The sequence below is a fragment of the Micromonospora citrea genome (assembly GCF_049629545.1).
In the GTDB taxonomy this organism is placed as follows: Bacteria; Actinomycetota; Actinomycetes; order Mycobacteriales; family Micromonosporaceae; genus Micromonospora; species Micromonospora citrea_A.
Map to the genome: position 1 here is coordinate 25,545 of NZ_JBNADX010000035.1, position 22,024 is coordinate 47,568.

28 protein-coding genes and 2 pseudogenes are annotated in these 22,024 nt (G+C 72.7%); 16 read left to right on the plus strand and 14 right to left on the minus strand.

Features of this window, described 5'->3' with window-relative positions:
* Positions 1–20: 20 nt before the first annotated feature.
* The 5 genes from ACPFP2_RS27205 to ACPFP2_RS27225 all read left to right on the plus strand — a co-directional run bounded on the left by ACPFP2_RS27205 (position 21) and on the right by ACPFP2_RS27225 (position 4,096).
* Entirely contained in the window at positions 21–560 is a 540-nt protein-coding gene (locus ACPFP2_RS27205) for an RNA polymerase sigma factor (protein WP_424092690.1), read from the plus strand.
* Complete coding sequence (locus ACPFP2_RS27210; RefSeq protein WP_424092692.1) at positions 557–1,363, plus strand: zf-HC2 domain-containing protein; 807 nt, start codon at positions 557–559, stop codon at positions 1,361–1,363. Before ACPFP2_RS27205 ends, ACPFP2_RS27210 begins: the two co-directional genes overlap by 4 nt.
* Positions 1,364–1,377: 14 nt before the next feature.
* A complete protein-coding gene (locus tag ACPFP2_RS27215) occupies positions 1,378–2,184 on the plus strand; it encodes an ATP-binding cassette domain-containing protein (RefSeq protein ID WP_424092694.1) in 807 nt (268 codons plus the stop codon).
* Positions 2,181–3,521 carry a hypothetical protein gene (locus ACPFP2_RS27220; protein ID WP_424092696.1) on the plus strand — a complete coding sequence of 447 codons (1,341 nt, stop codon included), beginning with the start codon at positions 2,181–2,183 and terminating at the stop codon, positions 3,519–3,521. Before ACPFP2_RS27215 ends, ACPFP2_RS27220 begins: the two co-directional genes overlap by 4 nt.
* Before the next feature lie 128 nt (positions 3,522–3,649).
* Positions 3,650–4,096, plus strand: a complete 447-nt coding sequence (locus ACPFP2_RS27225; protein ID WP_424092742.1) for a hypothetical protein — start codon at positions 3,650–3,652, stop codon at positions 4,094–4,096.
* Between the two features lie 681 nt (positions 4,097–4,777).
* Here the strand turns inward: ACPFP2_RS27225 and ACPFP2_RS27230 are convergent.
* Both ACPFP2_RS27230 and ACPFP2_RS27235 read right to left on the minus strand, forming a co-directional pair.
* Positions 4,778–4,885, minus strand: a pseudogene (locus ACPFP2_RS27230) (GntR family transcriptional regulator); the annotation flags it as partial.
* An 87-nt stretch (positions 4,886–4,972) separates the two neighbouring features.
* Entirely contained in the window at positions 4,973–5,575 is a 603-nt protein-coding gene (locus tag ACPFP2_RS27235) for a TetR/AcrR family transcriptional regulator (RefSeq protein WP_424092697.1), read from the minus strand.
* 53 nt (positions 5,576–5,628) lie between these two features.
* On the opposite strand from ACPFP2_RS27235, the gene ACPFP2_RS27240 reads away from it, so the two are divergent.
* Positions 5,629–6,393 carry an SDR family oxidoreductase gene (locus ACPFP2_RS27240; RefSeq protein WP_424092699.1) on the plus strand — a complete coding sequence of 255 codons (765 nt, stop codon included), beginning with the start codon at positions 5,629–5,631 and terminating at the stop codon, positions 6,391–6,393.
* Between the two features lie 402 nt (positions 6,394–6,795).
* Here ACPFP2_RS27240 and ACPFP2_RS27245 read toward each other — a convergent pair whose 3' ends face one another.
* Positions 6,796–7,167, minus strand: coding sequence for a YciI family protein (locus ACPFP2_RS27245; protein WP_424092701.1), 372 nt, complete (start codon positions 7,165–7,167; stop codon positions 6,796–6,798).
* 80 nt (positions 7,168–7,247) lie between these two features.
* Here ACPFP2_RS27245 and ACPFP2_RS27250 point away from each other — a divergent pair, with 80 nt between their 5' ends.
* Both ACPFP2_RS27250 and ACPFP2_RS27255 read left to right on the plus strand, forming a co-directional pair.
* The gene (locus tag ACPFP2_RS27250) at positions 7,248–7,661 is read left to right on the plus strand and encodes an SHOCT domain-containing protein (RefSeq protein ID WP_424092702.1); all 414 of its coding nucleotides are present in this window, start codon (positions 7,248–7,250) and stop codon (positions 7,659–7,661) included.
* Positions 7,662–7,788: 127 nt separating this feature from the next.
* Positions 7,789–8,380 (plus strand): annotated as a pseudogene (locus ACPFP2_RS27255) (YdeI/OmpD-associated family protein).
* 83 nt (positions 8,381–8,463) lie between these two features.
* Here ACPFP2_RS27255 and ACPFP2_RS27260 read toward each other — a convergent pair.
* Together ACPFP2_RS27260 and ACPFP2_RS27265 are read right to left on the minus strand one after the other, a co-directional pair.
* Positions 8,464–8,853 (minus strand): MmcQ/YjbR family DNA-binding protein, encoded by a 390-nt coding sequence (locus ACPFP2_RS27260; RefSeq protein WP_424092704.1) that lies wholly within the window; start codon positions 8,851–8,853, stop codon positions 8,464–8,466.
* Between the two features lie 182 nt (positions 8,854–9,035).
* Positions 9,036–9,788, minus strand: a complete 753-nt coding sequence (locus ACPFP2_RS27265; protein ID WP_424092706.1) for a GAF and ANTAR domain-containing protein — start codon at positions 9,786–9,788, stop codon at positions 9,036–9,038.
* A 253-nt stretch (positions 9,789–10,041) separates the two neighbouring features.
* On the opposite strand from ACPFP2_RS27265, the gene ACPFP2_RS27270 reads away from it, so the two are divergent.
* Positions 10,042–10,404 (plus strand): STAS domain-containing protein, encoded by a 363-nt coding sequence (locus tag ACPFP2_RS27270; RefSeq protein WP_424092708.1) that lies wholly within the window; start codon positions 10,042–10,044, stop codon positions 10,402–10,404.
* A 108-nt stretch (positions 10,405–10,512) separates the two neighbouring features.
* Positions 10,513–10,692, plus strand: coding sequence for a hypothetical protein (locus tag ACPFP2_RS27275; protein ID WP_424092710.1), 180 nt, complete (start codon positions 10,513–10,515; stop codon positions 10,690–10,692).
* Positions 10,693–10,789: 97 nt separating this feature from the next.
* On the opposite strand, the gene ACPFP2_RS27280 is transcribed toward ACPFP2_RS27275, so the two are convergent.
* Complete coding sequence (locus ACPFP2_RS27280) at positions 10,790–11,191, minus strand: hypothetical protein (protein ID WP_424092712.1); 402 nt, start codon at positions 11,189–11,191, stop codon at positions 10,790–10,792.
* Between the two features lie 38 nt (positions 11,192–11,229).
* Complete coding sequence (locus ACPFP2_RS27285) at positions 11,230–12,186, minus strand: helix-turn-helix transcriptional regulator (RefSeq protein WP_424092715.1); 957 nt, start codon at positions 12,184–12,186, stop codon at positions 11,230–11,232.
* Between the two features lie 96 nt (positions 12,187–12,282).
* Between ACPFP2_RS27285 and ACPFP2_RS27290 the strand changes: the two genes are divergently transcribed.
* Together ACPFP2_RS27290 and ACPFP2_RS27295 are read left to right on the plus strand one after the other, a co-directional pair.
* On the plus strand, positions 12,283–13,014 hold the full coding sequence (locus tag ACPFP2_RS27290; RefSeq protein WP_424092716.1) for a VOC family protein: 732 nt from the start codon (positions 12,283–12,285) through the stop codon (positions 13,012–13,014).
* Between the two features lie 5 nt (positions 13,015–13,019).
* Entirely contained in the window at positions 13,020–13,670 is a 651-nt protein-coding gene (locus ACPFP2_RS27295) for a GNAT family N-acetyltransferase (RefSeq protein ID WP_424092718.1), read from the plus strand.
* Positions 13,671–13,701: 31 nt separating this feature from the next.
* Here ACPFP2_RS27295 and ACPFP2_RS27300 read toward each other — a convergent pair whose 3' ends face one another.
* Complete coding sequence (locus ACPFP2_RS27300) at positions 13,702–14,094, minus strand: MmcQ/YjbR family DNA-binding protein (protein WP_424092720.1); 393 nt, start codon at positions 14,092–14,094, stop codon at positions 13,702–13,704.
* Between the two features lie 56 nt (positions 14,095–14,150).
* Positions 14,151–14,666: a 2'-5' RNA ligase family protein gene (locus ACPFP2_RS27305; protein ID WP_424092722.1), complete on the minus strand. Its 516-nt coding sequence runs from the start codon at positions 14,664–14,666 to the stop codon at positions 14,151–14,153.
* A 23-nt stretch (positions 14,667–14,689) separates the two neighbouring features.
* Here ACPFP2_RS27305 and ACPFP2_RS27310 point away from each other — a divergent pair, with 23 nt between their 5' ends.
* Complete coding sequence (locus ACPFP2_RS27310) at positions 14,690–15,100, plus strand: mycothiol transferase (protein WP_424092724.1); 411 nt, start codon at positions 14,690–14,692, stop codon at positions 15,098–15,100.
* Here the strand turns inward: ACPFP2_RS27310 and ACPFP2_RS27315 are convergent.
* Together ACPFP2_RS27315 and ACPFP2_RS27320 are read right to left on the minus strand one after the other, a co-directional pair.
* Positions 15,070–16,056 (minus strand): glycoside hydrolase family 88 protein, encoded by a 987-nt coding sequence (locus ACPFP2_RS27315; RefSeq protein ID WP_424092726.1) that lies wholly within the window; start codon positions 16,054–16,056, stop codon positions 15,070–15,072. The two genes, ACPFP2_RS27310 and ACPFP2_RS27315, sit on opposite strands and share 31 nt — an antisense overlap.
* Positions 16,057–16,134: 78 nt before the next feature.
* Complete coding sequence (locus ACPFP2_RS27320) at positions 16,135–16,839, minus strand: Pr6Pr family membrane protein (protein ID WP_424092728.1); 705 nt, start codon at positions 16,837–16,839, stop codon at positions 16,135–16,137.
* Between the two features lie 233 nt (positions 16,840–17,072).
* Between ACPFP2_RS27320 and ACPFP2_RS27325 the strand changes: the two genes are divergently transcribed.
* Positions 17,073–17,831 (plus strand): molybdopterin-dependent oxidoreductase, encoded by a 759-nt coding sequence (locus ACPFP2_RS27325; RefSeq protein ID WP_424092730.1) that lies wholly within the window; start codon positions 17,073–17,075, stop codon positions 17,829–17,831.
* A gap of 44 nt (positions 17,832–17,875) precedes the next feature.
* On the opposite strand, the gene ACPFP2_RS27330 is transcribed toward ACPFP2_RS27325, so the two are convergent.
* A complete protein-coding gene (locus ACPFP2_RS27330) occupies positions 17,876–18,679 on the minus strand; it encodes a hypothetical protein (RefSeq protein WP_424092731.1) in 804 nt (267 codons plus the stop codon).
* Between the two features lie 139 nt (positions 18,680–18,818).
* The gene (locus tag ACPFP2_RS27335) at positions 18,819–19,325 is read right to left on the minus strand and encodes a DinB family protein (RefSeq protein WP_424092733.1); all 507 of its coding nucleotides are present in this window, start codon (positions 19,323–19,325) and stop codon (positions 18,819–18,821) included.
* A 109-nt stretch (positions 19,326–19,434) separates the two neighbouring features.
* Here ACPFP2_RS27335 and ACPFP2_RS27340 point away from each other — a divergent pair, with 109 nt between their 5' ends.
* Together ACPFP2_RS27340 and ACPFP2_RS27345 are read left to right on the plus strand one after the other, a co-directional pair.
* The gene (locus tag ACPFP2_RS27340) at positions 19,435–20,331 is read left to right on the plus strand and encodes a DUF72 domain-containing protein (protein ID WP_424092735.1); all 897 of its coding nucleotides are present in this window, start codon (positions 19,435–19,437) and stop codon (positions 20,329–20,331) included.
* Between the two features lie 62 nt (positions 20,332–20,393).
* A complete protein-coding gene (locus ACPFP2_RS27345; protein ID WP_424092736.1) occupies positions 20,394–20,570 on the plus strand; it encodes a hypothetical protein in 177 nt (58 codons plus the stop codon).
* Positions 20,571–20,705: 135 nt separating this feature from the next.
* Here the strand turns inward: ACPFP2_RS27345 and ACPFP2_RS27350 are convergent, their stop codons facing one another.
* Complete coding sequence (locus ACPFP2_RS27350; RefSeq protein WP_424092738.1) at positions 20,706–21,500, minus strand: SGNH/GDSL hydrolase family protein; 795 nt, start codon at positions 21,498–21,500, stop codon at positions 20,706–20,708.
* Positions 21,501–22,024: the final 524 nt, after the last annotated feature.

The following is a 22,024-nucleotide window of genomic DNA, read 5'->3' on the forward strand; positions in this document are numbered from 1 at the left end:
CTTCGGGGTTGGGCGTCTGTATGGGTGTGAGGGTGGATGAAGCGGAGTTGGTGCGGCGTACCGCTCGTGGCGATCGGGCGGCCTTCGACGAGCTGTATCGCCAGACGTCCCCGTGGTTGCTGGTCCGGCTCCGTCGCCGCTGCGATGACGACGACCTGGTCGCCGACGTCATGCAGGAGACGTATCTGGCGGTGTGGCGGGCGGCGGATTCGTTCGCGGGCGTGAGCGCCGGCAGCGGGCTCGGCTGGCTGTGGTCCATCGCCGCGCGCCGCCTGATCGACGCGTTCCGGCGACGGGCGAGAGATTCGCAGGCCGTACCGCTACCACTGGCATTGCAGAACCCGCCGGCGGCCGAGGACGTGGCATTGGCCGGCACGGTCGGTGACGAGGTCGGGGACGCTCTGCGCAGACTGGCACCGGAACTGCGCCAGGTCCTGCACGCCATGGTGTTGGACGGACTCACGGTCCACGAGACCGCGGTCCTGCTCGGTCTGCCGGAGGGGACTGTCAAGACTCGCGCCCGTCGTGCGCGACTGGCACTGCGGGAGGCGTTGTCATGACCGCACACATTTCGACTGGCCTGCTGGGCCGGTACGTCGGCGGCGACACCGGTATCGCGCCGGACGTGTTGTGGGCGATGGAGGCACATCTGGAGGAGTGTGCGGCCTGCCGGGGCCGCCTGGCCGAGGCTGGCGACGTCGAAACGGCGGCGCTGCTGGCCCGTGTCTGGACCGGTTTGGATGCCTCGGTGTCCGCTACTGCGCCGACACCCGTACGGCGTCGGTGGCTGCCTTCCCGGTCCACCCGATGGCTGACGCCGGTGTTCGTTCCCTGGCTCGCGACGACAGTGCTCGTGGTCCTGGTCGCGCTCGGCTTCGACCTGGCTGCGGCAGCCAGGGGCGGAGCCCTGCCATCGCTGGTTGTCCTCCTCGCTCCGGTGGCACCGTTTCTCGGAGTCGCCACCGCCTGGACGCGGCGGGTCGATCCGGCCCACGAGATGGTCGCCGCGACAGCGCGGGCGGGCCTCGGGTTGGTGCTACGGCGAACCTTGGTCGTCCTTGTCGTGGTCATTCCGGTGCTCGCCGTGGCCGGCTGGCTGGTAGGCGCCTCCCCAGCGCGCTGGCTGCTGCCGTGCCTGGCCTTCACCATGTGCGCGCTGGCACTGGGTGAGTTGGTAGGGCTGCCACGGGCCACGGCGGGGCTGGCGCTGCTGTGGGCGGCGGTGGTCATCGGGCCGAGCATCGTCACCGCCCGAATGTCGGTGCTGCTGACCGAGGCCGCCCTGCCGGGCTGGGCGGCGCTGACAGCGGTCGTAACCCTCGTACTGATCGCCCGTCGCAATAGTGCCGCCGAGCTTCGATGAAAAGGAAGTACGGAATGAAAGAGGCGATCAGCGCCGCATCAGTGGCGTCGACGACGTACGCCTGGGCGATCCGGGCGCTGGACCTGCGAGTTCGGGCCGGCCGGCACCTTGCCGTCAACGGTCTCGACCTGTCATTGGGCGTCGGCGTGCACGGGCTGCTCGGGCCCAACGGCGCCGGTAAGACGACGTTGATGCGGGTGCTTGCGACCGTGTTGCGACCGGCCGGCGGTGACCTCGAACTACTGGGCCACTCCATACACCGACGGCTCGATCTACGGACGTTGCGGCGATCCATCGGGTACCTGCCCCAGGAGTTCGGTTTCTACGGCCGATTCACGGTGCGGGAGTTCATCGAATACATGGCCTGGCTGAAGGAAGTGCCCGCGCGTGACGTGCCGGAAGCGGTTGAGCGTGCGCTGGAACGGGCGCGGCTCGCCGATCGCGGCAACTCCCGGATGAAGACGCTGTCCGGAGGCATGCTCCGGCGGGCGGGCATAGCGCAGGCCATCGTGAACGACCCCGAGATCCTGCTGATGGACGAGCCGACGGTGGGTCTCGATCCCGAGCAGAGGATGGACTTCAGGTCGCTGCTGCGTGAGTTGGGCACACACACCTGCGTGCTGGTCTCGACACATCTGGTGGAGGACGTGGTCGCGGCGTGCACGGACGTGGTGCTGATGGACGTCGGACGGGTGGTGTTCCAGGGTGTACCTGCCGACCTGGTGGAGGTGGGTCAGGAGGGTGTGGTGGGCGACAGCTCGGCCGAACGCGGGTATACCGAGCTGTTGCGCCGGCATCGAGCCGCGGAGGGTGCGGCATGACCGGACGGATCCTTCGCATCGAGATCCATCGCTCAGGTGCGCTGTCGATAGCTGCCGGGACGGCCCTGCTCGGCGCCGCCCTGCTGTTTCTCACCGTGGACGGCTGGGGTGGACGCTGGATGCTTCTGGCGCTCTGGCAGCGGGAGTACCTGTTCATCCTCTGGCCCATGGCTCTCGGCCTGGGCGCCTGGCACGCGGGCCGTGATCGCAGGTCCCGTACCGACGAGTTGGTCTCGACGACCGCCCGGCCGCGTTGGCAGCGGGTCCTGCCAAGGGCCGCCGCGATGGCTCTGTCGGCGGCCGCCGGCTACGTCCTGATGTACGCCGCCGGCGTGACCCAGGTCGCGGTGCTCGCCAGCTATCTGCCGGGCCAATCCGTGGTGATAGCCGGTGTCGGCGTCCTCTGGATGGTTTCCGGTGCCTGGCTCGGCATGACCGTCGGCGCGCTCGTGCCGTCGCGTCTGACACCGGCTGTCACCGCTGTCGTCGGTGCCGCCGTGGCGGTCGTCGCCATCACCGATCGCGGATACTCCCATGTGCCCAAGGTCGTTCACCTGCTGACGCCATCGCCGTTCGGGTTCTGGGGCGACTTCGTGACCGTCTCCAGCAGAGTCAGTGTCGCGCACACCGTCTGGCTGGTCGGCCTTGCCGTCACCGGTCTTGCCGGTTTCGTCTGCGCCACCCGGACCGCGCGGCTGGTGGGCCTCCTGCCGGCAGCAGTCGCCGCAGTAGTGGCCCTGGCGCTGCTGCCCGCCGACCGGCAGCGGCTGCCGGTGCCCGATCCGGAGGCTGCCGCTCTGGTGTGCAGCTCCGATGCGGGGCTCCAGGTTTGTGTGACCAGGGTGCATTCCACTGCCCTGACGGATCTGCGGGAACCGGCGCGGCAGGCGCTCGCGACACTGTCGGCGAAGCTTCCGCAGGCACCGACGTCCGTTCGGGAGACACCCACATCGTGGTACGACGCGCAGCCCCCACCACAACCGCGCGACACCCTGCTCGTAGATCTCGAGCTTGACCCATGGGGAGGCGCGAAGGGAACTCCGGACGAGCTGCGGTGGCGGCTGCTGGACGGGGCGGGAACGCGGCCGTGTCCCTACATCATCGGAAAGCCGGATGCGGCCCGAGCACACTACACCGCACGGCTAGCGGCGGCGGCCTGGCTGATCGGCGAGAAACCGCCGTCCGGTGATCATGGCGAAGCGGCGCTTCGGGCGTGGGAGAAGCTTCAATCGCTCCCGGCGACCGAGCAGCGGGCCCGCGTCACCGCGTTGCGGGAGGCGGCACTGGCCTGCGACGAGGTGAACCTGCTCGAAGTCCTCGTCGGGGACACCCGATGAGATGGCTGACGTTGTACCTGCGATGCCGAGGCATCCCTACGTCAGCAGGGGCAGCGCTGGCCGGGGTAACCGTGTTGTGGTGCCTGGGCCAAATGACCGATGTGCCACGCCTCAGACTGTCAGTGGCGGTGCTGACCGTGCTGGTGGCGACCGTCGCCTTCGGGCCGGGGCTCGCCGGCGCGGACCCCGCGTTGGATCGGACGGCTGCGCTCGCCTGGGTGCCACGGCGGGCCGCACACATCCTCGCCGTCATGGCGACCGCTGCCGTCGTCACCGCCATGCCGGCGCTCGTGAGCGAACCGCTGGCAGCGGTGGCGCTCCTGGTCAGGGACGCCGCCGGGATCGGGGGGCTGCTCGCGCTCGGAGGAGTTGCCTGGAGGGCTCACTGGGCCTGGCTTCTGCCCGTCGGGTGGACTCTGGTGGTGCTTCTTTCCGGGCCGGCGAGTTCGCCCGCGTACCGTGAGGTCTTGACCTGGGTGATGCAACCGGCCGGCAACACTTTGGCCACTGCCACCGCCGTAACCATTGCCGTCGTAGGCGTAGTCACACATGCGGCCTTCGGTGGCCGTCGATAGCCCCAGTCTTCCGCCAACTGATGACCATGCCTGTAGATGAGTGTTCTCGTTGATCTTCTGAAGGGTCACGACATGAGCGACCGGGCGACCTTGGCCGGCGACACGCATGACGAGCAACCGCCGGCCGTGGATCGTCAGGCGGGCATTACGGTGGGCCATGAGACCTCCGGTTTCGGTGTGGGCGTCAGCACCTCACACCTCGCCGGAGGTCTCGCCTCGTCTCAAGCCGCCACGCCGTCAACAACGCTCGTGGGCATTACATCTAGCCTCCACGCTACGAGGGAAAGGGCAGAATCTGGCCTACGTGCTTCCAGGGAAGGATCAGTGGAGGTGGGCGTTCAGGGCGAAGCCCACGGCGGCTGTCCCCAGCGCCAGGGCAATGTAAAGGATCACCAGCACTCGGCCACGCCGTCGCTGCCGCACAGTGTTCGAGCCGGTCCGGTCGGAATTGCGGGCAACGGCGGAGGCTAACCGCTCGAAGCCCGCCACCTCCCCAGCCGGCGTCAACCAACTCGTTTCCCTCACCTCGGGCAACGGCGGCGGATCGGAGACGTCGTGTGTCTCGTACCGAGGTTCGATCCGCGGCGGTAGCCGGCGGAACCGGTTGTCCATGCCACCACTGTTCCAGACGCCCCCAAGGCAACCACGGATCAACTCGTCGCCGTGCAGGACGGAAGTACACCGGGGAAGCGGGGTGGCGACGTAGACGCCCTCGCCCTGCCGACCGTCGATCAGCCCTTCGGCCTTGAGCAGCAGCATGGCGGCGCGGATCACGGTGTTGCTGCGCTCGCATCGAGCGTCTCTTGTCCGGTCCCACTGCCGCGTCGCGTGCGGTGGTGCTTGCCTCGCGATTCGGTCGGTCAGGGGTTGTTGAGGTTACCCCTGTCGGGGTGTGTCGTCGCCGAAGGCTGCCGCGAGCGCCTTCGCGACCAAGTCGGGCAGATCCGTGCGTCCGTCGTCCTCCGCCCATCGCACCAGCGCCGTATGCATAGCGGCCAGGCAGGCGCTGGCCGCCGCCGCGGCTTGGAAGGCCGTGTCCGGATCGGCGGCCTCGTCTCCGAGGCCGTCCACGATGGCTTGTTGAAGGACGTAGTGGTTGTCCAGGTGCCGGGCGCGTAGGGCGGGCGTCGAGATCATCAGCCGCAGACGGGCCAGCAGGAACCGGTCGCCGCCGGCGGTCAGCGTCCGCGCTGAGTCGACGAGCGCGCTGCCGATGCGGCGCACGAGGGGCTGCCCGGCCGCCGTCGCGGCGATCCGTTCGGCGACCAGCGGACCGTTCTGATCGACCAGTACGAGGTCCTCCTTCGTCGGGAAGTGCCGGTACACCGTCATCGCTGACACGCCCGCGGCCTCTGCGACGTCGTTCACGGTTGTGCCGTCGTACCCGCGCTCGACGAACAACCGCACCGCATGCGCTTGGATCATGCGCTGCGTCTCGGCCCGTCGTTGCTCCCGCAGTGTTGAGTGCCGCTCGCCCACGTGATAGACACTACCGCACTGGTAGTGACTAACACTTTGGGGTGGCTAACACCATGAGCGACCTGATCGGTAGGACAGCCCTGGTGACCGGCGCGTCGCGCGGTATAGGACAGGCGATCGCGATCCGGCTGGCAGCGCGGGGAGCCGTCGTCATCGCGCACTTCGGCACAGACAAGGACGGCGTGACGGCGACGGTCGACCAGATCGTGCAGGGCGGTGGAACGGCGTACGCCGTCGGCGCGGAACTGGGCGTGGACGGAGATGTCGAGACACTGTTCGCGGGGGTCGAGGCCCGCCTGGCCGGGCGGCCACTCGACATCCTCGTCAACAACGCGGCGGCGCCGCCCGCAGGCCCGCTCGGCGCCACGACACGGGCAGCCTTCGACCATCTGTTCGCGGTCAACGTACGAGCGCCGTACTTCATCATCGAGCGGGCGATGCCCCTGATCCGCGACCACGGCCGGATCATCGTGATCTCGTCCGTGGCGACCCGGATGGCCAACGCCACCCAAACGTCATTCGCCATGACCAAGGGCGCGGTCGAGACGATGACCCTGACTTTGGCCAACCAACTCGGCGCCCGGGGCATCACGGTGAACGCGGTCGCGCCCGGCGCCACCCGGACCGCGACCAACGGGGCGGTCTTCGAGACACCGGGCCTGGCCGAGTTGATCACCGGAATGACGGCACTCGACCGGTTGGGCGCGCCCGGCGACGTCGCCGACGTGGTCGCGTTCCTCGCCTCCGACGCCGCCCGCTGGGTCACCGGGCAGGTCATCGACGCGAGTGGCGGCCTGTTCCTGGGCCCGCGCGCCTGACCACCAAGGGTGCCCGCCATCTCGCGGCCGACGCCCGCGCGCCGGCTCGGCGACCCATGAACCCGAGCATGTCGATCACCCGCTTTCAGGACCCGACCCGGCGGTCCACGTTCTTCGGATCTCGTGGGTACATCTGCCGCTGGTCGCAAGCCGTGCGTGACGCCAAGGTCCGACCATGTCGATGGTGGGGCGGCGAGCGGGAGGGCGGGCCCGACTGGGTGGTCACCGGTGGGGGGGTCGGTCAGGCCCGGGGGACCGGGATTCGTCCCACGCCCGATCCCCCCGGGTCACCGCCCTGCATCTCCAGTTCAGGTCGATGCGCGGACCCGCGTCGTCGACCGCAGCCGCGCAGCTCTTGCTCTTCCATGGCGGGGTCTGCCTCGATCAGTCGTCGTCAGGATGTCATCGCCTGCCGGCCTGACGGAGCATCGCGTCTGTTTCGGGGTCGGGCATGAGCTGCCGCACCTCTTGCGCACAGCGGCAAGCGACGGCGATCTTGGCAGCCCACGCCAGCGCCTCCTCGCGTGAGGCCACGTCGACGACCACGAACCCGCCGATGACCTCCTTGGTCTCCGGGTAGGGGCCGTCGGTGACCATCCCGTCCGTTGCCACGACGCTCGCCCTCTGGCTTTCCAGTCCGGCGCCGAACACGAACACGCCGGCGTTGATGGCCTTCTGGATCACCGCGTGCGAGGCCTTGCCCACGTCGGGCATCTCCTCGTCGGGGATGTGGTCCATCGCGCCGACACCGAACGAGATCAAGTACCGCGTCATCCCATGACTCCCTTGTCCCGGCGGTCTTCTCCGGCCGCCTCTCACCTGTGCTACGAACGAGACGCTCCGGATCCGACGCCATGCCAAAGATTTCCTCACGGGGACCTCCACCGGTCGGCGCTCGCGGGACGAAGGGTGGTGCCCGGACCGGCGACCCGCGGCGTCGAGGCGGTGCGACGGGTGCGGCGCGCGACCCCTGGTCGCGGCTGAAGGCGCTGAACGATCTGCGGAGCACCGGAGCGCTCACGCGCGCGGAGTTCGACGCGCTCAAAGCCGACCTGGCCCTCTCCGAGCCGGACGACCAGCGGAAACCGGCGGTCGACCGCGTCGCCCTGATCCGACAGTTGGCCGACCAGCGGGCCTCGGGGGCCCTGAGCACGGAGGAGTTCGAGGCCAGGAAGCGCAGCGTCATGCTCGGTCGGCGGGTCGAGCCACCCGGGCGGGCGCGTGCACGAGACGTTCGACATGCCGGCCCCCGCTCGGGATCGTCCTGACCATCGAGGGCCTGCTCCGATGGTCTGCCGAGCGACCCGCGCCGGCAGTCCGGTGGGCCGGGTGGGTCAACAGGCAGGAGACTGCGGCCACGGGGCAGCGATAGCCTGCGGTCATGGCGAGTGCCGACTGGATGAGTTGATCGTCGCGGACGCCGACGCGCTGCGGGCGTGGTTGTCGGCCAACCACGCCACGTCGCCCGGTGTCTGGCTCGCGCTGACCAGGAAGGGCGGCACAGTCACGACGCTGACCTGGCAACAGGCGGTCGACGAGGCCCTGTGCTTCGGCTGGATCGACGGGCAGGCCCGTAAACGGGATCAGGAGACCTCCTGGATCCGGTTCACCCCGCGCAGGCCCCGCAGTTCCTGGTCACAACGCAACGTCGCCCACGTGGCCCGGCTCGAGGCGCAGGGACGGGATGCTGCCTCCAGGCCGCGCCGCGGTGGAAGCGGCGAAGGCGGACGGGCGGTGGGCGGCCGCCTACGCCCCGCCCTCGGAAGCCGAGGTACCGGCTGACCTCCTCGCCGCCATCGCCGCCGACCCCGCCGCTCAGGCCATGTTCGACGTACTCACCAGAACCAACCGGTTCGCTCTCGTGCACCGCCTCACTGCCGTCAAACGAGCACAGACCCGCGAGCGGAAGATCGGCGAGTTCGTCGCCATGCTGGCCCGCCACGAGACGATCTACCCGCAGAAGGCCAAGCCGCCAAGCTCGCCGTGATCGACATCTCCATGACCAGGCGCGCTCACGCGCCGCGATCCGCTCAGGTGACGGCGAGCGGGGGGCTTCCGACAGTTGCCGGACTACGACTGGTGGCTCGCCGGGGCGGTGGTGTCGCGCTCGCCGACGAGCGGGCCCGGGGCACGCATGTGCCACGCGTCGGTGACGAGTTCCTCCAGACGATCCACGTCCACCTGCGCCAGCCGCAACATGACCAGGGGCAGCCCGTCGTAGGCGGACGTGGTGAAGAAGACCTCGGGTTCGCCGAGGAGCAACGCCTGCTTCTCCGCCTCGTCGCCGACGTACAGCACGGCGATGTCGGTGCGGATCCGGCGTGGCGTACCGGGTGTGCGCTCCGGATAGGACCAGACGAACCCTTTGCCGCCGACCCGGAAGTCGAAGCCCGCACTGTCGACCTCGACCACGTCGGGCAGCGCCAGTGCCAGGCGACGGACGTCGTCGGCGTCAGCCATCGAGGTCGCTCCGGGACGCCGCCTCCTGCATGCGCACAGGCTAACCGCTGCGTCGGACATCGTCTGCGCCGGCTCGCAGGCCCTGAACCCCGATCGCCGCGCTGCTCCGGCCCGAGCAGCGCGGCGATGGAGCGGAGCGGGGCGTCCCGTCACGGCAGGCCGTCGCGCGACCGCTGCCTCGATCACGGCTGTTGGCGGGGCGCCACGAACCCGGGGGCGGGTTGCGGGGACTGGCCGCTGACCTGCGTGATGATCTCCGTAGCGACGTCGCGCAGTTTGCGGTTGCGGTGCTGCGACGCCTGCCGGAGCAGGGCGAACGCCTCCGCGGCGGTGCACCGCTGCTGGCCCATCAGCACCCCGAGGGCCTGGTCGATGACGCTGCGGGACGCCATCGCGTCGGTGAGTTGCCGATGCAGGAGCGCCTGGTCGGCCTGGCGCAGGATGACGGTCAGCGCCGCCGTCCCCTGGGCGGCGAACGCCTCGGCGTGCCGGCGTGCCGACCCGGTGAGGGCTGCGGGTTCGGTGGCGTAGAGGTTCAACGCGCCGACGGTCTCACCGTCGACCGTCATCGGCAGCGACAGCGAGCTGACGATGCCGAGCCGGAGCGCGTGTTCCCGGTAACGGCACCACCGCCCGTCCTCGCGCAGGTCGACGACCTCGACGATGTGTCCCCGACGCAGGGCTTCGAGGCAGGGCCCCTCGTCGGCGCCGTACTGGATCTCGTCGCCCTTCGTGGCGAGGTCGCCGCTGCTGGCTACGGTCCAGGCGCCGCCGTCCCGGCGTACGGTCAGCCCGCAGGCCACCGCCGGGGGGACGACCTCCGCGGCGACCCGGACGACCTGGTCGAGAAACGCATCGACGTGCAGCGAATCCGCCAGCAGGGTCAACAGTCGGCCGTACGCCGAGGCCAGATGCGATTCCGCAGCATCGGACACCACCGCTACCTCCCGAAGACCACGTGTCCGTCGTTGTACCGAAGGTGAGGCCACTGCCCGGGCTCGTCCCCGGGAGCCGACGGCGGGTGCAGTTGATCACCGGTGTGCCGCGCCCGCCGCTGGGCATGGTGCGGATCGGACGCGATGCGGCTAGGGTCGGTGTGGGTTCGGACATGAGCCCAGGACCAGTGCCGCCCGCCGACGGCGGGCCGAGCGCCGACCCGGTCCCGACATCCTCACCGAGGAGCCGCTCATGTCTGTCCATCAGGCGCCGCCCTTGGCGACGCGGGAAACCACCTGCCACCCGCTCCTGTCCCTCGCGCTCGCCCGGGAAGGCCCGGCGACGGTGGTGGTGGTCCGTGGGCCACTCGACATGGACACCGTCGGCTCGCTGGTCGGCCTCGTGGACAGCGTGCTGTCCGGCCAGCCACCCCCGGTGCTGGTGCTCGACCTGAGCGGGGTGGACTTCTTCTGCGCCGCCGGGGTCACGGCGCTGCTGGCGGTGCGCCGGCGAGTCACCTCGGACGGATCCGCGCTGGTGCTACGGGAGCCGTCCCGGATCACCGTCGCCGTCCTGGCCATGGTCGGCCTGCGGCACGAGTTCACCACTGACTGACCTGCCTTTCCCTCCACGCCTGTCGGGTCGTACCCGGTGCTGACGCGGCGGGATCTACCCACCAGTTGATCAACTTAAACCCTCGGCGCCCGCGAGGGGGCGAGCTGGGTGTACGTGCTGCTGGTCGCCGAGGACGCCGATCCTCGCTCGGCGTACTCGGGCCTGTCGTCGCGGCTGTGGACGGTGCGGCGGGAGAAGTGGCCGCTGGAGGTGGTCGTCGAAGGCGGGCCGCTGCCGCCGTACCGGGCCGCCGCGCTGGCCGCCGCGCAGCCGGTCCCGCTCGGCTGACGTACCGGTTGCGGTCGGGGCGGTGCGCTTCGTACGCCGCCGCGCGAACGCCTCCCCGCCGTCGGAGCCCGGTTCCCGCAGGTGCCGCCGGACGTGATCAGCCCGAGCCGGCGAGCCCGTCGCGACCCGTCGGCGCGGTGCCCGCGTCCGCCGTCGCGCCCCCGGGCAACTCCTCGACGACACTGACGCCGCTGCCCGGCCGCGACTCCCACCACCAGGTCTCGTGCAGCCGGAGCCGGCCGTCGGGCAGCACGGACACCTCTGAGACGCAGCGCCCCGAGGACGTCTGCCCGTCGGTGTTGAGCTGGACGTACCGGAAGTCCAGTCGGTCGCCGTGCCGGGTGCCGACGAGGTGGCCGCGCCGGATGGAGCCGCCGGCGTAGTCGGCCCACACCTCACCGTCGGCCTCGCGGTACGTGAAGACGGTCTCGGTGCCGACCTCGCCGGCGACGACATCCGCCACGGCGGCGAAGCGGCGCCCGTCCAGTGAAGACGTCATGGCACCGGACCCTATCCGTCGAGCGGGCGGCCGCCGTGTCACGCCGGGGCGTAGCGCGCGGCGGCGGCGCGCAGCTCCCGGGCCACCCGCTCGCGCATCGCGGTGGGCCGGAGCACCTCCACGGCGGCGCCCAGGCTCAGCAGGGCCTCACCCGCCCAGGATTCGCTCTCGAACGGGATCGTCACCTCGACCCACCCGGTCGCGGTGACCTCCACCCCGGTCTGCCCGTGCACCGGCAGCAGGCGTCGCAGGCGCGGCAACGCCCCCGGCGCCACCCGGACGGTCACCTCGACGGCCGTCCTCTCCCGCTCCAGCTCGCGGCGCGACTCGGCCCACGACCCGGCCAGGTCGAACCCGACCGGGCGGCGTACCGGCTCGTCGAGGGGCGCCACCGTGCGCACCCGGGACACCCGGTAGGTGCGCCGCCGGCCGTCGCGCAGGGCCACCAGGTACCAGTCCCCGGCGGCGAGGACGAGCCCGAGCGGGTCGACCTCGCGGGTGGTCGCCCGCCCGTCGCGCACGTACCGCAGCCGCACCCGGCGGTCGCGCCACACCGCGTCGGCGAGCGCGGTCAGGCACGGCACCGGCTCGGGCGTGCCGTACCAGCGCGACGGGTCGAGGTGGAACCGCTCGGCGGTCCGGCCGGCCCGTTCCCGGGCCTCGCCGGTGAGGCTGGCCCAGACCTTGATCCGGGCCCCCTCCAGCATCTCCCCGAGCCCCAGCTGCTGCGCCGGGCCGGCGAGGCCGAGGAAGGCCAGCGCGCCGGCCTCGTCGAGGCCGACCCCGGTCAGCTTGGTGCGGTAGCCGCGGTCCAGGCGGTAGCCGCCCGCCGGTCCCCGGGCCGAGCGCACCGGTATCCCGGCGGCTACCAGCGCCTCGACGTCGCGCTGCACCGTGCGTTCGCTGACCTCCAGCAGCCGGGCCAGCTCCGGGCCGCTGACCCGGCCCCGCATTTGCAACTGCAACAGCAGGGTCATCATCCGGGAGGCGCGCACGCCCCATGGTGACGTACGTACCCGACAGTGGATGTCGGGAACTCGGGCGAGAATCGGCCAGCGGACAGCGCTGATCCGCGAGGAGGAGGAGAGGCCATGACCGAGGGGGCGACCGGGGTGACCGGACAGGTCACGCCGCAGCAGTTCCACGACACCGCCGGTGTGCGGGACTGGCGGGTGCTGGGGGACGGGGTGAGCACGTACTTCCGAACCGGGTCGTTCGCCGTCGGCGCCCGGCTGGTGCACGCGATCAGCGAGCTGACCGACCTCGACGCGCACCACCCCGACGTCGACGTGCGGCACGCGGGCGTGACCGTGCGGCTGGTCACCATCACCGACGACCACTTCGGGCTGACCGGCCGCGACGTCGAGCTGGCCCGACGGATCTCGGCGGTCGCCCGCGAGCTGGGCCTGCCCGCCGACCCGTCGGCCGTGCAGCACGTCCAGGTCACGATCGACGCGCTCGTCGGCCCCGAGGTGGTGCCGTTCTGGCGGGCCCTGCTCGGGTACGTCGACCGCGCCGGCAGCCCCGAGGACCTGATCGACCCGGGCGGCCGGGGGCCGTCGTTCTGGTTCCAGCGGATGGACGCGCCCCGCCCGCAGCGCAACCGGGTCCACGTCGACGTCTGGGTGCCGTACGACCGGGCCGAGGCGCGGGTCTCGGCGGCGCTCGCCGCGGGCGGTCGGCTGGTGACCGACGCGTACGCGCCGTCGTTCTGGGTGCTGGTCGACGCCGAGGGCAACGAGGCCTGCGTCGGCACGGCCGGCTGGACCGGACCCGGCCCCGCTCCGGTGCACCGGGACGCCCACGGGCAGCCGGTAGCGTGAGCGCGGTGGCATCCGGCGACCGGGCCGGACGCGGGCGGACAGGGGCGGAGCCGATGGCCGGGACGGTCACCGTGCTCCCCGCCAACGAGGCTAGCTGGGACGACCTGCAGACCGTGTTCGGCCGCCGTGGCGACGCCGCCCACTGCCAGTGCCAGCGCTACAAGATCCGGGAGTGGCTGCCGTCGGTGCCGGCCGAGGTCCTCGCCGCGCGGCTGCGCGAGCAGACCGACTGCGGTCAGCCGGGAGCCGACCGGACCACCGGGCTCGTCGCGTACCTGGACGGCGAGCCGGTCGGCTGGTGCGCCGTGGAGCCGCGCACCGCGTACGAGCGCCTGGTGAGCGGGCGTACCCCCGTCCCGTGGCGCGGCCGGGACGAGGACCGCGACGACCCGGGGGTCTGGGCGGTGACCTGCTTCGTCACCCGGGTGGGATTCCGGCGTCGTGGCGTGAGCCGTGCCCTGGCCCGGGCGGCGGTGGACTTCGCCCGGGAGCGCGGCGCGCGTGCCGTCGAGGGCTACCCGATGATCACGCGGCCGGGACGGGAGGTCGCCTGGGGTGAGCTGCACGTCGGCAGCCGGAGCATCTTCGCCGACGCCGGCTTCGTCGAGGTCAGCCACCCGACTCCGCGGCGCGTCGTGATGCGGGTCGACTTCTGACCACCGCCCGCCCGCTGGGGCGAGGCCGCAGTCAGGCCGTGGCGGCGCGGTGCGCGGCGGCGAGCCGCTTCGGCGCGCGGGCGTACCAGGCGTCGAGGATCAGCTCCGCCAGCTCCGACTCGCTGATCCGGTCCAGCCGCACCAGCACCGACGGGTGACCGTCGAAGTGCGGCGTGGTGAAGTGGACCGTCGGGTCGTCGGCGAGCAGGGCCTCCTTGACACCGAGGTCCGCCACGCGCACGCCGAGGACGGGCCCGTCCGGGGTCGCGTCGCCCAGCGCCTCGCGGTCCGCGCGTCGCAGCGGCCGTTCCCAGACGAACGCCTTGTCGCGGACCCGCCAGGCCGGCAGACCGTCGTACGACGGCCGCTCCGTCGTCTCCGGCAGGGCGAGCGCGAGCCGGCGTACGTCGTCCCAGGTGGCCATGGTCCGACGATACGGCGACCGGGCCCGCCGCAGGGGGCGCGTCGGTGCGGTGCGTGTCAGGGGAGGGGGTGGGAGATGTCGCGGGCGTGGTCGGCGATGGCGGCGGCGGTGACCGTCGCCTCCAGCGGCAGCATCTCCAGACAGCGGCGCACGGCGGCGGCCATCAGCGTGTTCGGCACCCGCATCGACAGGGTGCAGTGCGGCACCCAGCGCCCCGGCAGGTACTGCTCCGACAGGGCGATGCCGGCCCGGGCCAGCCGGTCGTGCACCAGGGCGTGGTGGGCGAGCAGGTCGGCGGTGGGAGTGACACCGAGCCACAGCACCCGGCCGACGAACTGGCCGGCGTACTGGAAACTCAGCCGCAGCGGGGCGGCCACCGGCGTGCCGCGCAGCGCCTCGGCGACCCGGTCCGGGTCGAAGCGGGGCGCCACCGCCAGCGACACGTGCGGCCGGTGTCGCCGCTCCAGCAGCGAGCGCATGCTCTGCACCCCCTCGGCCTCCAGCGCGTCCCAGAGCACCCGGATGCGCCGGGTGGCGTCGGTGTCCAGATACAGCTCGAGCGCCGCGACCACGTGATCACCCTAGAGGCCGGGGTTTGTCCGCCCTCGGCGGCGGTACTGAGCCGGGGACCGGACGGCGTGAGGAGTGTCAGGACCACCACGTCGCCGACCTGATCGGCGAGGATCAGATCTGGGTCTCCGGCGACTGGGCGGGCCGGTTCGGGTTGACCGCCGACCCGGACGACACCGGCTACGGGCACACCCCACGGCAGGTCGCGGCCGTACGGCCGGAGAGCGCGCAGGCCCTCGTCGACTACCACCTGGCGGTGGCCGCGCGTACCCGGACCTTCCTGACCGCGCTGACGCCGGCGGACCTCGACCGGGTCGTCGACGAGGCGTGGGATCCGCCGGTGACCCTCGGCGTACGGCTGGTCAGCGTCGTCGAGGACGACCTCCAGCACGTCGGGCAGGCTGCCTACGTGCGCGGGCTGCTCACCCCGGGCTGACCCGTACGGCGCAGGGCGGCGTGGGCGAGCAGGTGGAACGCCTGCGCCTCGGCGGAGGTGCCCGGGCGGTCGAAGTGCGGCGCGCCGCTGACCGGTCGCACCAGCCCGTACCGGTCGACCTGCCGGTCGGCGGTGGCGAGCAGGTCCCGCCCGGTGCCCGCGTACGACGGCGGCAGCCAGCCGTCGGCCGCGCCGGTCAGGGCCGCGTACGCCAGCATCTGCGCGACGTTGGTCTCCACGTGGCTGCTCCGGTCGTCGAGCACGTCGTGGAAGAGCCCGTCCGGACGCCGGTGCGCCAGGCAGGCGTCGAGCACCTGTCGGGCGTGCCCGGCCAACTCCTCGCGCAGGCCGTCCGGCCAGTGCGGCAGCAGCCGCAGGGCCCGGGCGATCCCGGCGACGACCCAGCCGTTGCCGGTGCCCCAGAGCTGCGGCTGCGCCAGGACTCCGGTGTCGGCGTCCCAGCGGGCGGCGTAGAGGCCGGCGTGCGGGTCGTACAACCGGAGGCGGTGCCCGTCCAGTTGGGCCGCGGCTTGTTGCGGGTGCCCGCACACGGCGAGCAGCGGCACCACCATGTACACGGTGTCCGCCCACACCTGGCGGTTGCCGAGCAGGTGGAACAGGGTGCCGTCGGCGGTCCGGGGCGCGCGGGTCAGCAGCCAGTCGAGTTGCCGCCGCAGCGCCGTCGTCCACCGTTCGTCGGGGTGCAGGCGGGCCGCGTGCCGGACCGCCTCGCCGCAGGCCGCGCCGTTGACCGCACCCTGCTCGCCGGAGACGTCACCGAGCCGGCCGTCCGGGTGCTGCCGGGTCACCGCGGCGTCGGCGAGCAGCACCGCCTCCTCGTCCCACCCCAGGTCGAGCAGGGCGTGGGCGGCCACACCCTGCTCCCAGGACTGCCGCTGCATGGCCAGCAGCGCCGTCAGCACCCGGTCCAGCCGGGGATCGTCCAGTGCGCGCATTTCACCTGTCGTACCCCGGATCGGGATCGCGCACCAGCGCGACCGGGGTTCACCCGTTGCGGGTTGTCGTGCCTCCGGTCAGCGCCGGCCGGCGGTGCGGCCCGGCACGGCGTCGTCGGCGCCGGCGCGCGCGGCGGGCACCGTCGGTCGCGGACCCGGCCGCCGGGACAGCCCCCGGTCGATGCCGACGAAGAGGAGCCCGAGCAGCCAGAACGCGAAGGCGAAGAGGACCGCGCTGAGCGAGACGCCGTCGTAGCCGAGCTGCCCGGCGTCGATGAACGGGTACGGGTACCGGTCCACGATCAGCCCGCGCACCAGGGCAAAACCGAGGTACGCCAGCGGGAAGGCCAGCCACCAGGCGGCGTAGCGGACCCGCAGCCGACCGCGCTGGTCGAACAGCGCCCAGTCGGCGACGGCCAGCAGCGGCACGACGGTGTGCAGGAACTGGTTGCCCAGCGCCTCGCCGAGCGCCCGGTCCGGCTGGGGCATCGCGAACGGGCTGGCCGGGTTGGCCAGGACCAGGTGGTAGACCACGCCGGTGATGGTGATGTAGAGCGTCACCGCGCCCTTGAGCGCCGACGGCGGCTCCGGCAGCTCCTGCCAGGCCCGCCAGGCGGCGTAGCCGGCGAAGAGGCCCACCGCCACGTTGCTCTGGATGGTGAAGTACGGCAACAGGCCGGTGACCGTGGCCGGGCCGAGCGCGGTGAGCACGATCCCGGCCAGCACACTGATGACGATCGCCAGGCGGAAGACCACCGCCAGGCGTCGACGCCGCAGACTCATCGGGGCAAGCTACCAGCCCCGCCCGCCCGCACCGGCCGCCGGAGTGGGCCCCCGGCCCCGGTACGGGTGGTCCATGTCGACGTCCACCCATATCATCCGCTGGTGGCGCCGGTGCCGCGCCGGCTCGCCGCCCGGCGGATCGGGTACGCCCGCCGGCGCCGTGCCCGGATCACCCCCGCCGGGGCACACCGGCGTACCGCGCCCGCGTCGGGCCCCTCGTCGGGACGTCGGAGGTGCCGCCCGACGACCGGGCCACCGGGGCGTACCGGGCCACCGTGCCCGACCGATCACGACAGGAGCCGACCGTGCCGCTGACCGAGGGGTCGTCCGCCGGGGCCGCCCGGCCGTTGCCGCCGGGGCAACGCGTCGCGCCGCTGCGCCGCTTCGGGCTGCCCTGGTTCGCCGGCCGGGTCCCGGCCCCGCCCGTCGCGCCGGTGATCACCATCGGTGGGGTGGTCCGCCGCCCCACCCAGGTCCCGGTCGCCGAGCTGATGGCGCTGGGCCCGCGCCGCGACCTCGTCGCCGACCTGCACTGCGTCACCACCTGGACGGCGACCGGCCTGCGCTGGGGCGGGACGCCGTTCGCCACCGTGCACCTGTACCTCGCCGACCTGGTGCACCCGCACCCCCGGGCCCGCTGGATCGGGGTGACCGGTCTGGACGGCTACCGGGCCTGCCTGCGGCTCGACGACGCGCTCGCCGACGACGTGCTGCTCGCCGACACCTTCGACGGCGCGCCGCTGACCGGCCCGGTCGGCGCCCCGGTACGTCTCGTCGCCCCGCGTCAGTACGGCTACAAGAGCGTCCGGCACGTCTGCGCGATCGACTACCTGCTCGACCACGAGGGCGGCTCGGCCGGCTGGCTCGGACACCCCCGGGCCCGGGTGGGACGGGAGGAGCGCAGCCGTTTCCTGCCCGGACGGGTGTGGCGGCCGGTCTGGCGGTGGGCCCAGCCCCGGGTGCGCCGTGCCTTCCACGCCGTCGACGGCTGACCGGGTCGCGCGGGCGAGCGGCTGGTCGGGTCGGAGCGGATCCGTTAGTCGGGTCGGGGCGGATCCGTCCGGTCCGGCCCCGGCAGGGTCGGCTTGCCGGCCGGTATGGACGGCTCGGCCGGGACCGGCGGCGTCGAGGTGGGCGGGGGCGTCGGGGCACCGGTGGCGTGCTGCGTGGGGCGGCTGCTCGAACCGAGGGTGGGCGTGGCGTCGCCCCGGTCGGTCGCCGGGCCGCCCGGGCTCTGCTCGTCCTTGATCGCCCGTGCGCAGTAGCCGGCCACCTTGTTGCGGCCCCCGGCCGTCACGATGAGGTCCTCGAAGACCGGGTTGTCCAAGGTCCGTCCGGGGTTGTCCCCGGCGTCGGCCCGGTAGGCACGGCACAGGCCGAGGATCGACGCCGTGGGGGAGGCGGACGCCCCGTCGGTCGTGGCGGGACCGCCCGACGTGCCCGCGTCCGCCGTGGCGGCCGGGGTGGTCGCCGGGGCGGCGGACGGCCGTGTGCCGGGATCGTCCGAGTCCGGCCGGCCGGGCAGCGTGCCGGTGACGGCGGCGAACGCGACGCCGCCGGTCGCGGCCACGGCGAGGGCGGCCAGCGCGACCTTCAGCCCGGCCAGTCCGGCCAGGACACCCGGTCGGGCGGAAAGGGTGCGGACGGGGAGCGGCGCTCCCGCGCACGCTCGCTGGAACGCCTGCATGGCGGCAGCCTCCCCGCGCAGTTCGGCGGGGTGGGGCGCGGCCCGGACCGCTGCCAGGAGTCGTACCAGCGACGCCGGGCCGTCCTGCGGGTCGACGACCGGACCGACGAGCAGCCGCTCGGCGGTCTCCTGGTCCATGCGATGTGCGTTCATCTCGTGTCCCTCAGCGCCGCCGACCGTCGGGGCGTCACATCCACCGGGGTCAGGGTGGCGTCGATCACGCCCAGGGTCGGGAGGCGCGGCGCGCGGGCCGACTCCGGCGGGGAGCACGGCCGCCGGAGCCGAACTCGCGTCAGCCCATCGTCCTGGCCCCGTCGATGCTCTCGCGCAGGATGTCGGCGTGCCCGGCGTGCTGCGAGGTCTCGGCGATCAGGTGCAGCAGCACCCGGCGCGCCGTCCAGGTCGCGCCCGGCTCGAACCAGGGCGCCTGCGGCAGCGGCCGCGCCGCGTCGAGGTCGAGGGTGGCGATCAGTTCGTCGGTGCGGGCGGCGACCTCGGCGTACCGGTCGAGGAGGCCGGCCAGGGTCTCGCCGTCGGTCATCCGGAACGCGCCCTGCCAGTCGACCGGCTCGGCCTGCATCGCCTCGGCGCCGCCGACCATGAACCGCGCCCACCGCTCCTCCACGGTCGCGACGTGCTTGATGAGCCCGCCGAGACAGAGCTCGCTGACCGTGCTGCGCGTCGCGGCCTGCTCGTCGGTCAGCTCTCGCACGGTCTGCCGCAGGAAGTCACGGTGCAGGGCCAGGGTCTGCGCCAGATCCGCCCGCTCGCCGGTGAGAACCCGCTCCGAAGTGGTCATCCATCCGCCCTCCGTCGATGTCGTCGACGCCCACCGTAGGCAGGGCCACCGACAGTTCTCCGCCGGCCGCGGGTTGCCGTGGCGGCCGCCGCGGGTAGCACTGGACGACATGGGTGAGATTCGAGTGGGCACCTCCTCCTGGGCGGACCGGACGCTGCTGCGGGCGGGCTGGTACCCGCGATCGGTGAAGACCCCCGCCGACCGGCTCGCCCACTACTCCCGCCACTTCGGACTGGTCGAGGTGGACACCTCCTACTACGCGGTGCCGGCGCCGGAGACCACCGCCGGTTGGGTGGCCGCCACCCCGCCCGGGTTCACCTTCGACGTCAAGGCGTTCAGCCTCTTCACCGGACACCCGACGCCGGTGAAGATGCTGCCCCGGGATCTGCGACCGGCCATCGGCGGAACCCGGGTCCGCCGCCGCGACCTGCCCGAGGAGTCGTACGAGGAGTTGTGGCGCCGGTTCCGGGCGGCGCTGGACCCGCTCGCGGCGGCCGACCGGCTCGGTGTGGTGCTGTTGCAGTTCCCCCCGTGGCTGGTGTGCGGTGCGGCCGCCCGACGACGCATCGTCGAGCTGGCCCGGCGGTGCCGGCCCTGGCGGGTGGCGGTGGAGCTGCGGCACGGATCCTGGTTCGACGGCGCGGCCGCGGCGGAGACGGTGACCTTCCTGGCCGACCACGACCTGAGCATGGTCTGCGTGGACATGCCGCAGGGGCATCCCTCCTCGGTCCCGCCGATCATGATCGCCACGGCCGAGCCGGGGCTGGTGCGGTTCCACGGGCACAGCGCGCACTGGGCGGACGGTGGCAAGGAGGACCGCTTCCGGTACGCGTACTCCGACGGTGAGTTGCGCCGCTGGGCGGGACTGCTGACCGACCTGGCCGGCACCACCGGCGAGTTGCACGTGCTGTTCAACAACTGCTGCGAGGGGCAGGCGCAACGTGACGCGGGCCGGCTGGCCGAGCTGCTCGGCGTGACCCCCGCGACGGAGCCCGCCGAGGTCTGATCATGGCCGTTTGCGTCCCGGTGGGGCGGGTACCGCGCCAGGGACGACAGGGAGGTGCGGTGATGACGCACGAGCAGCAGCGGCCGGGCGTACCGGACGACGCGGAGGCCCGACGGGTCCGCGAGGCCGAGGAGGCGCACGGCGGCAGCATGGCCCCGGGCGTGGTGGACGAGACCGGCCGGCCGGTAACCGAGCCGCCGCCGGCCCCGGCCGGCGACGAGGACGGCACCGGCTCCTGACCGGTACGGACGACGCCCGGGACCGCCACCTCGCGGTCCCGGGCGTCATCGTGCGCGCGTCCGGTGTGGACCCCGGTGCCCGGACGCGACGCGTGCCGGTGACGGGGACGCGTCACCGGCCCGTCCCGCTGCCGGTCAGCCGGTGGTGGCGCTCAGCGCCGGCAGGTAGCCGGCGGAGTGGCCACTGGCGTTCGGGTGGTACGACTCGACGATCGGCCAGGTGGTCCCGTTGATCCACGGGCTGGACGCGCACACCCCGTGCCCGGCGAACCGGCCCCGGACGTCGACGTAGCTGAAGCCGGCTGCCCCGGCGCGCGCGGAGATCACGCCGGACATCGTGTCCGAGCCGCCGTTGAGCAGGCTGCGCTTGTACGCGCTGATGCTGCCGAAGCCGCAGGAGCCGAGCTCGAACAGGCGCGGGTAGCCGAGCACCACCACCCGCGCTCCCGGCGCCCGGCTGCGGATCGCCCGGTACGTCTCGTCGAGCCGTCCCGGCAGCGTGTTGGTGATGTACGACTTCGCGGTGTTCACCGCGCCGGCACAGCTGCTGTCGCTGCCGAGCCGGCAGGTGGTGACCACGTCGGCGAAGCCGGCGTCGTTGCCGCCGATGGAGACGGTCACCAGGTCGGTGCCGGAGTTCAGCGCGCCGAGCTGGTTGTTCAGCACCTCCCGGGTGGTGGCCCCGGAACAGGCGACGAAGCGGAAGGTGGCCACGGTGTGGCTGTTGGCCCACAGTTGCGGGTACGCCTTGGGGCTGCGCAGGCAGGAGCCGCTGGTCCCGTCGTAGCTGTTGATGCCGACGCCGGAGGAGTACGAGTCGCCGAGCGCGGCGTAGTCGGTGCCGGCGGCGGCCGCCGGGGTGGCGAGTCCGAGGGTGAGGAGCAGACCGGCGACGAGGGAGCCGACCGCGGGGGTGGGGCGGAGACGCATTCAGGGACCTCCGTGGTGATGGGGGCCCACTTCGTAACATGGCGTCTACTCGCTGGTAACATTTCCCCGGGTCGATCCCACGCCTGGCGAAAAGCTGGCGATTGCGGCTTGCCGATCGGCGCTTGATCGACGATCATGGATGTCTTTGTGTCCGCCGTCCCGGGCACACCGGGTCACCGCACCCGCACGCCGCGCTCGGTCTCGTGACGCGACGGCTCGGCCCACGACACGGCACGACGCTCCGGCCGACGACGCGACGCGACGCGGCGGCCCGGCCGACGGCATGCACGACGCGGCGGCCCGGACGGATCCGGACCGCCGCGTACGGACGCAGCTCAGGTCGGTGCGGTGCGACGAGCACGCCGCCGGCCGGGCGGGCGCATGTGGTGCGTCGTGTCGGTGGCAGGGGTTTCGTCGGGCCCGTGCGACGCCGCCGGGTGACGGCGCACGCCGGCACCGGCCGGGCGGGCAGGGCCCCCGTCGGAGCGAGGTCGGGCGTCAGGTCCAGCCGCGAGCGGGCCGTG

What these genes read in the sequence shown, in the direction of transcription:
- ACPFP2_RS27205 (WP_424092690.1), top strand. Translation starts at nt 21, where the DNA reads ATGGGTGTGAGGGTGGATGAAGCGGAGTTGGTGCGGCGTACCGCTCGT.
- ACPFP2_RS27210 (WP_424092692.1), top strand. Translation starts at nt 557, where the DNA reads ATGACCGCACACATTTCGACTGGCCTGCTGGGCCGGTACGTCGGCGGC.
- ACPFP2_RS27215 (WP_424092694.1), top strand. Translation starts at nt 1,378, where the DNA reads ATGAAAGAGGCGATCAGCGCCGCATCAGTGGCGTCGACGACGTACGCC.
- ACPFP2_RS27220 (WP_424092696.1), top strand. Translation starts at nt 2,181, where the DNA reads ATGACCGGACGGATCCTTCGCATCGAGATCCATCGCTCAGGTGCGCTG.
- ACPFP2_RS27240 (WP_424092699.1), top strand. Translation starts at nt 5,629, where the DNA reads ATGAGCGACCTGATCGGTAGGACAGCCCTGGTGACCGGCGCGTCGCGC.
- ACPFP2_RS27245 (WP_424092701.1), bottom strand. Translation starts at nt 7,167, where the DNA reads ATGACGCGGTACTTGATCTCGTTCGGTGTCGGCGCGATGGACCACATC.
- ACPFP2_RS27250 (WP_424092702.1), top strand. Translation starts at nt 7,248, where the DNA reads ATGCCAAAGATTTCCTCACGGGGACCTCCACCGGTCGGCGCTCGCGGG.
- ACPFP2_RS27260 (WP_424092704.1), bottom strand. Translation starts at nt 8,853, where the DNA reads ATGGCTGACGCCGACGACGTCCGTCGCCTGGCACTGGCGCTGCCCGAC.
- ACPFP2_RS27270 (WP_424092708.1), top strand. Translation starts at nt 10,042, where the DNA reads ATGTCTGTCCATCAGGCGCCGCCCTTGGCGACGCGGGAAACCACCTGC.
- ACPFP2_RS27280 (WP_424092712.1), bottom strand. Translation starts at nt 11,191, where the DNA reads ATGACGTCTTCACTGGACGGGCGCCGCTTCGCCGCCGTGGCGGATGTC.
- ACPFP2_RS27290 (WP_424092716.1), top strand. Translation starts at nt 12,283, where the DNA reads ATGACCGAGGGGGCGACCGGGGTGACCGGACAGGTCACGCCGCAGCAG.
- ACPFP2_RS27300 (WP_424092720.1), bottom strand. Translation starts at nt 14,094, where the DNA reads ATGGCCACCTGGGACGACGTACGCCGGCTCGCGCTCGCCCTGCCGGAG.
- ACPFP2_RS27315 (WP_424092726.1), bottom strand. Translation starts at nt 16,056, where the DNA reads ATGCGCGCACTGGACGATCCCCGGCTGGACCGGGTGCTGACGGCGCTG.
- ACPFP2_RS27320 (WP_424092728.1), bottom strand. Translation starts at nt 16,839, where the DNA reads ATGAGTCTGCGGCGTCGACGCCTGGCGGTGGTCTTCCGCCTGGCGATC.
- ACPFP2_RS27330 (WP_424092731.1), bottom strand. Translation starts at nt 18,679, where the DNA reads ATGAACGCACATCGCATGGACCAGGAGACCGCCGAGCGGCTGCTCGTC.
- ACPFP2_RS27335 (WP_424092733.1), bottom strand. Translation starts at nt 19,325, where the DNA reads ATGACCACTTCGGAGCGGGTTCTCACCGGCGAGCGGGCGGATCTGGCG.
- ACPFP2_RS27340 (WP_424092735.1), top strand. Translation starts at nt 19,435, where the DNA reads ATGGGTGAGATTCGAGTGGGCACCTCCTCCTGGGCGGACCGGACGCTG.
- ACPFP2_RS27345 (WP_424092736.1), top strand. Translation starts at nt 20,394, where the DNA reads ATGACGCACGAGCAGCAGCGGCCGGGCGTACCGGACGACGCGGAGGCC.
- ACPFP2_RS27350 (WP_424092738.1), bottom strand. Translation starts at nt 21,500, where the DNA reads ATGCGTCTCCGCCCCACCCCCGCGGTCGGCTCCCTCGTCGCCGGTCTG.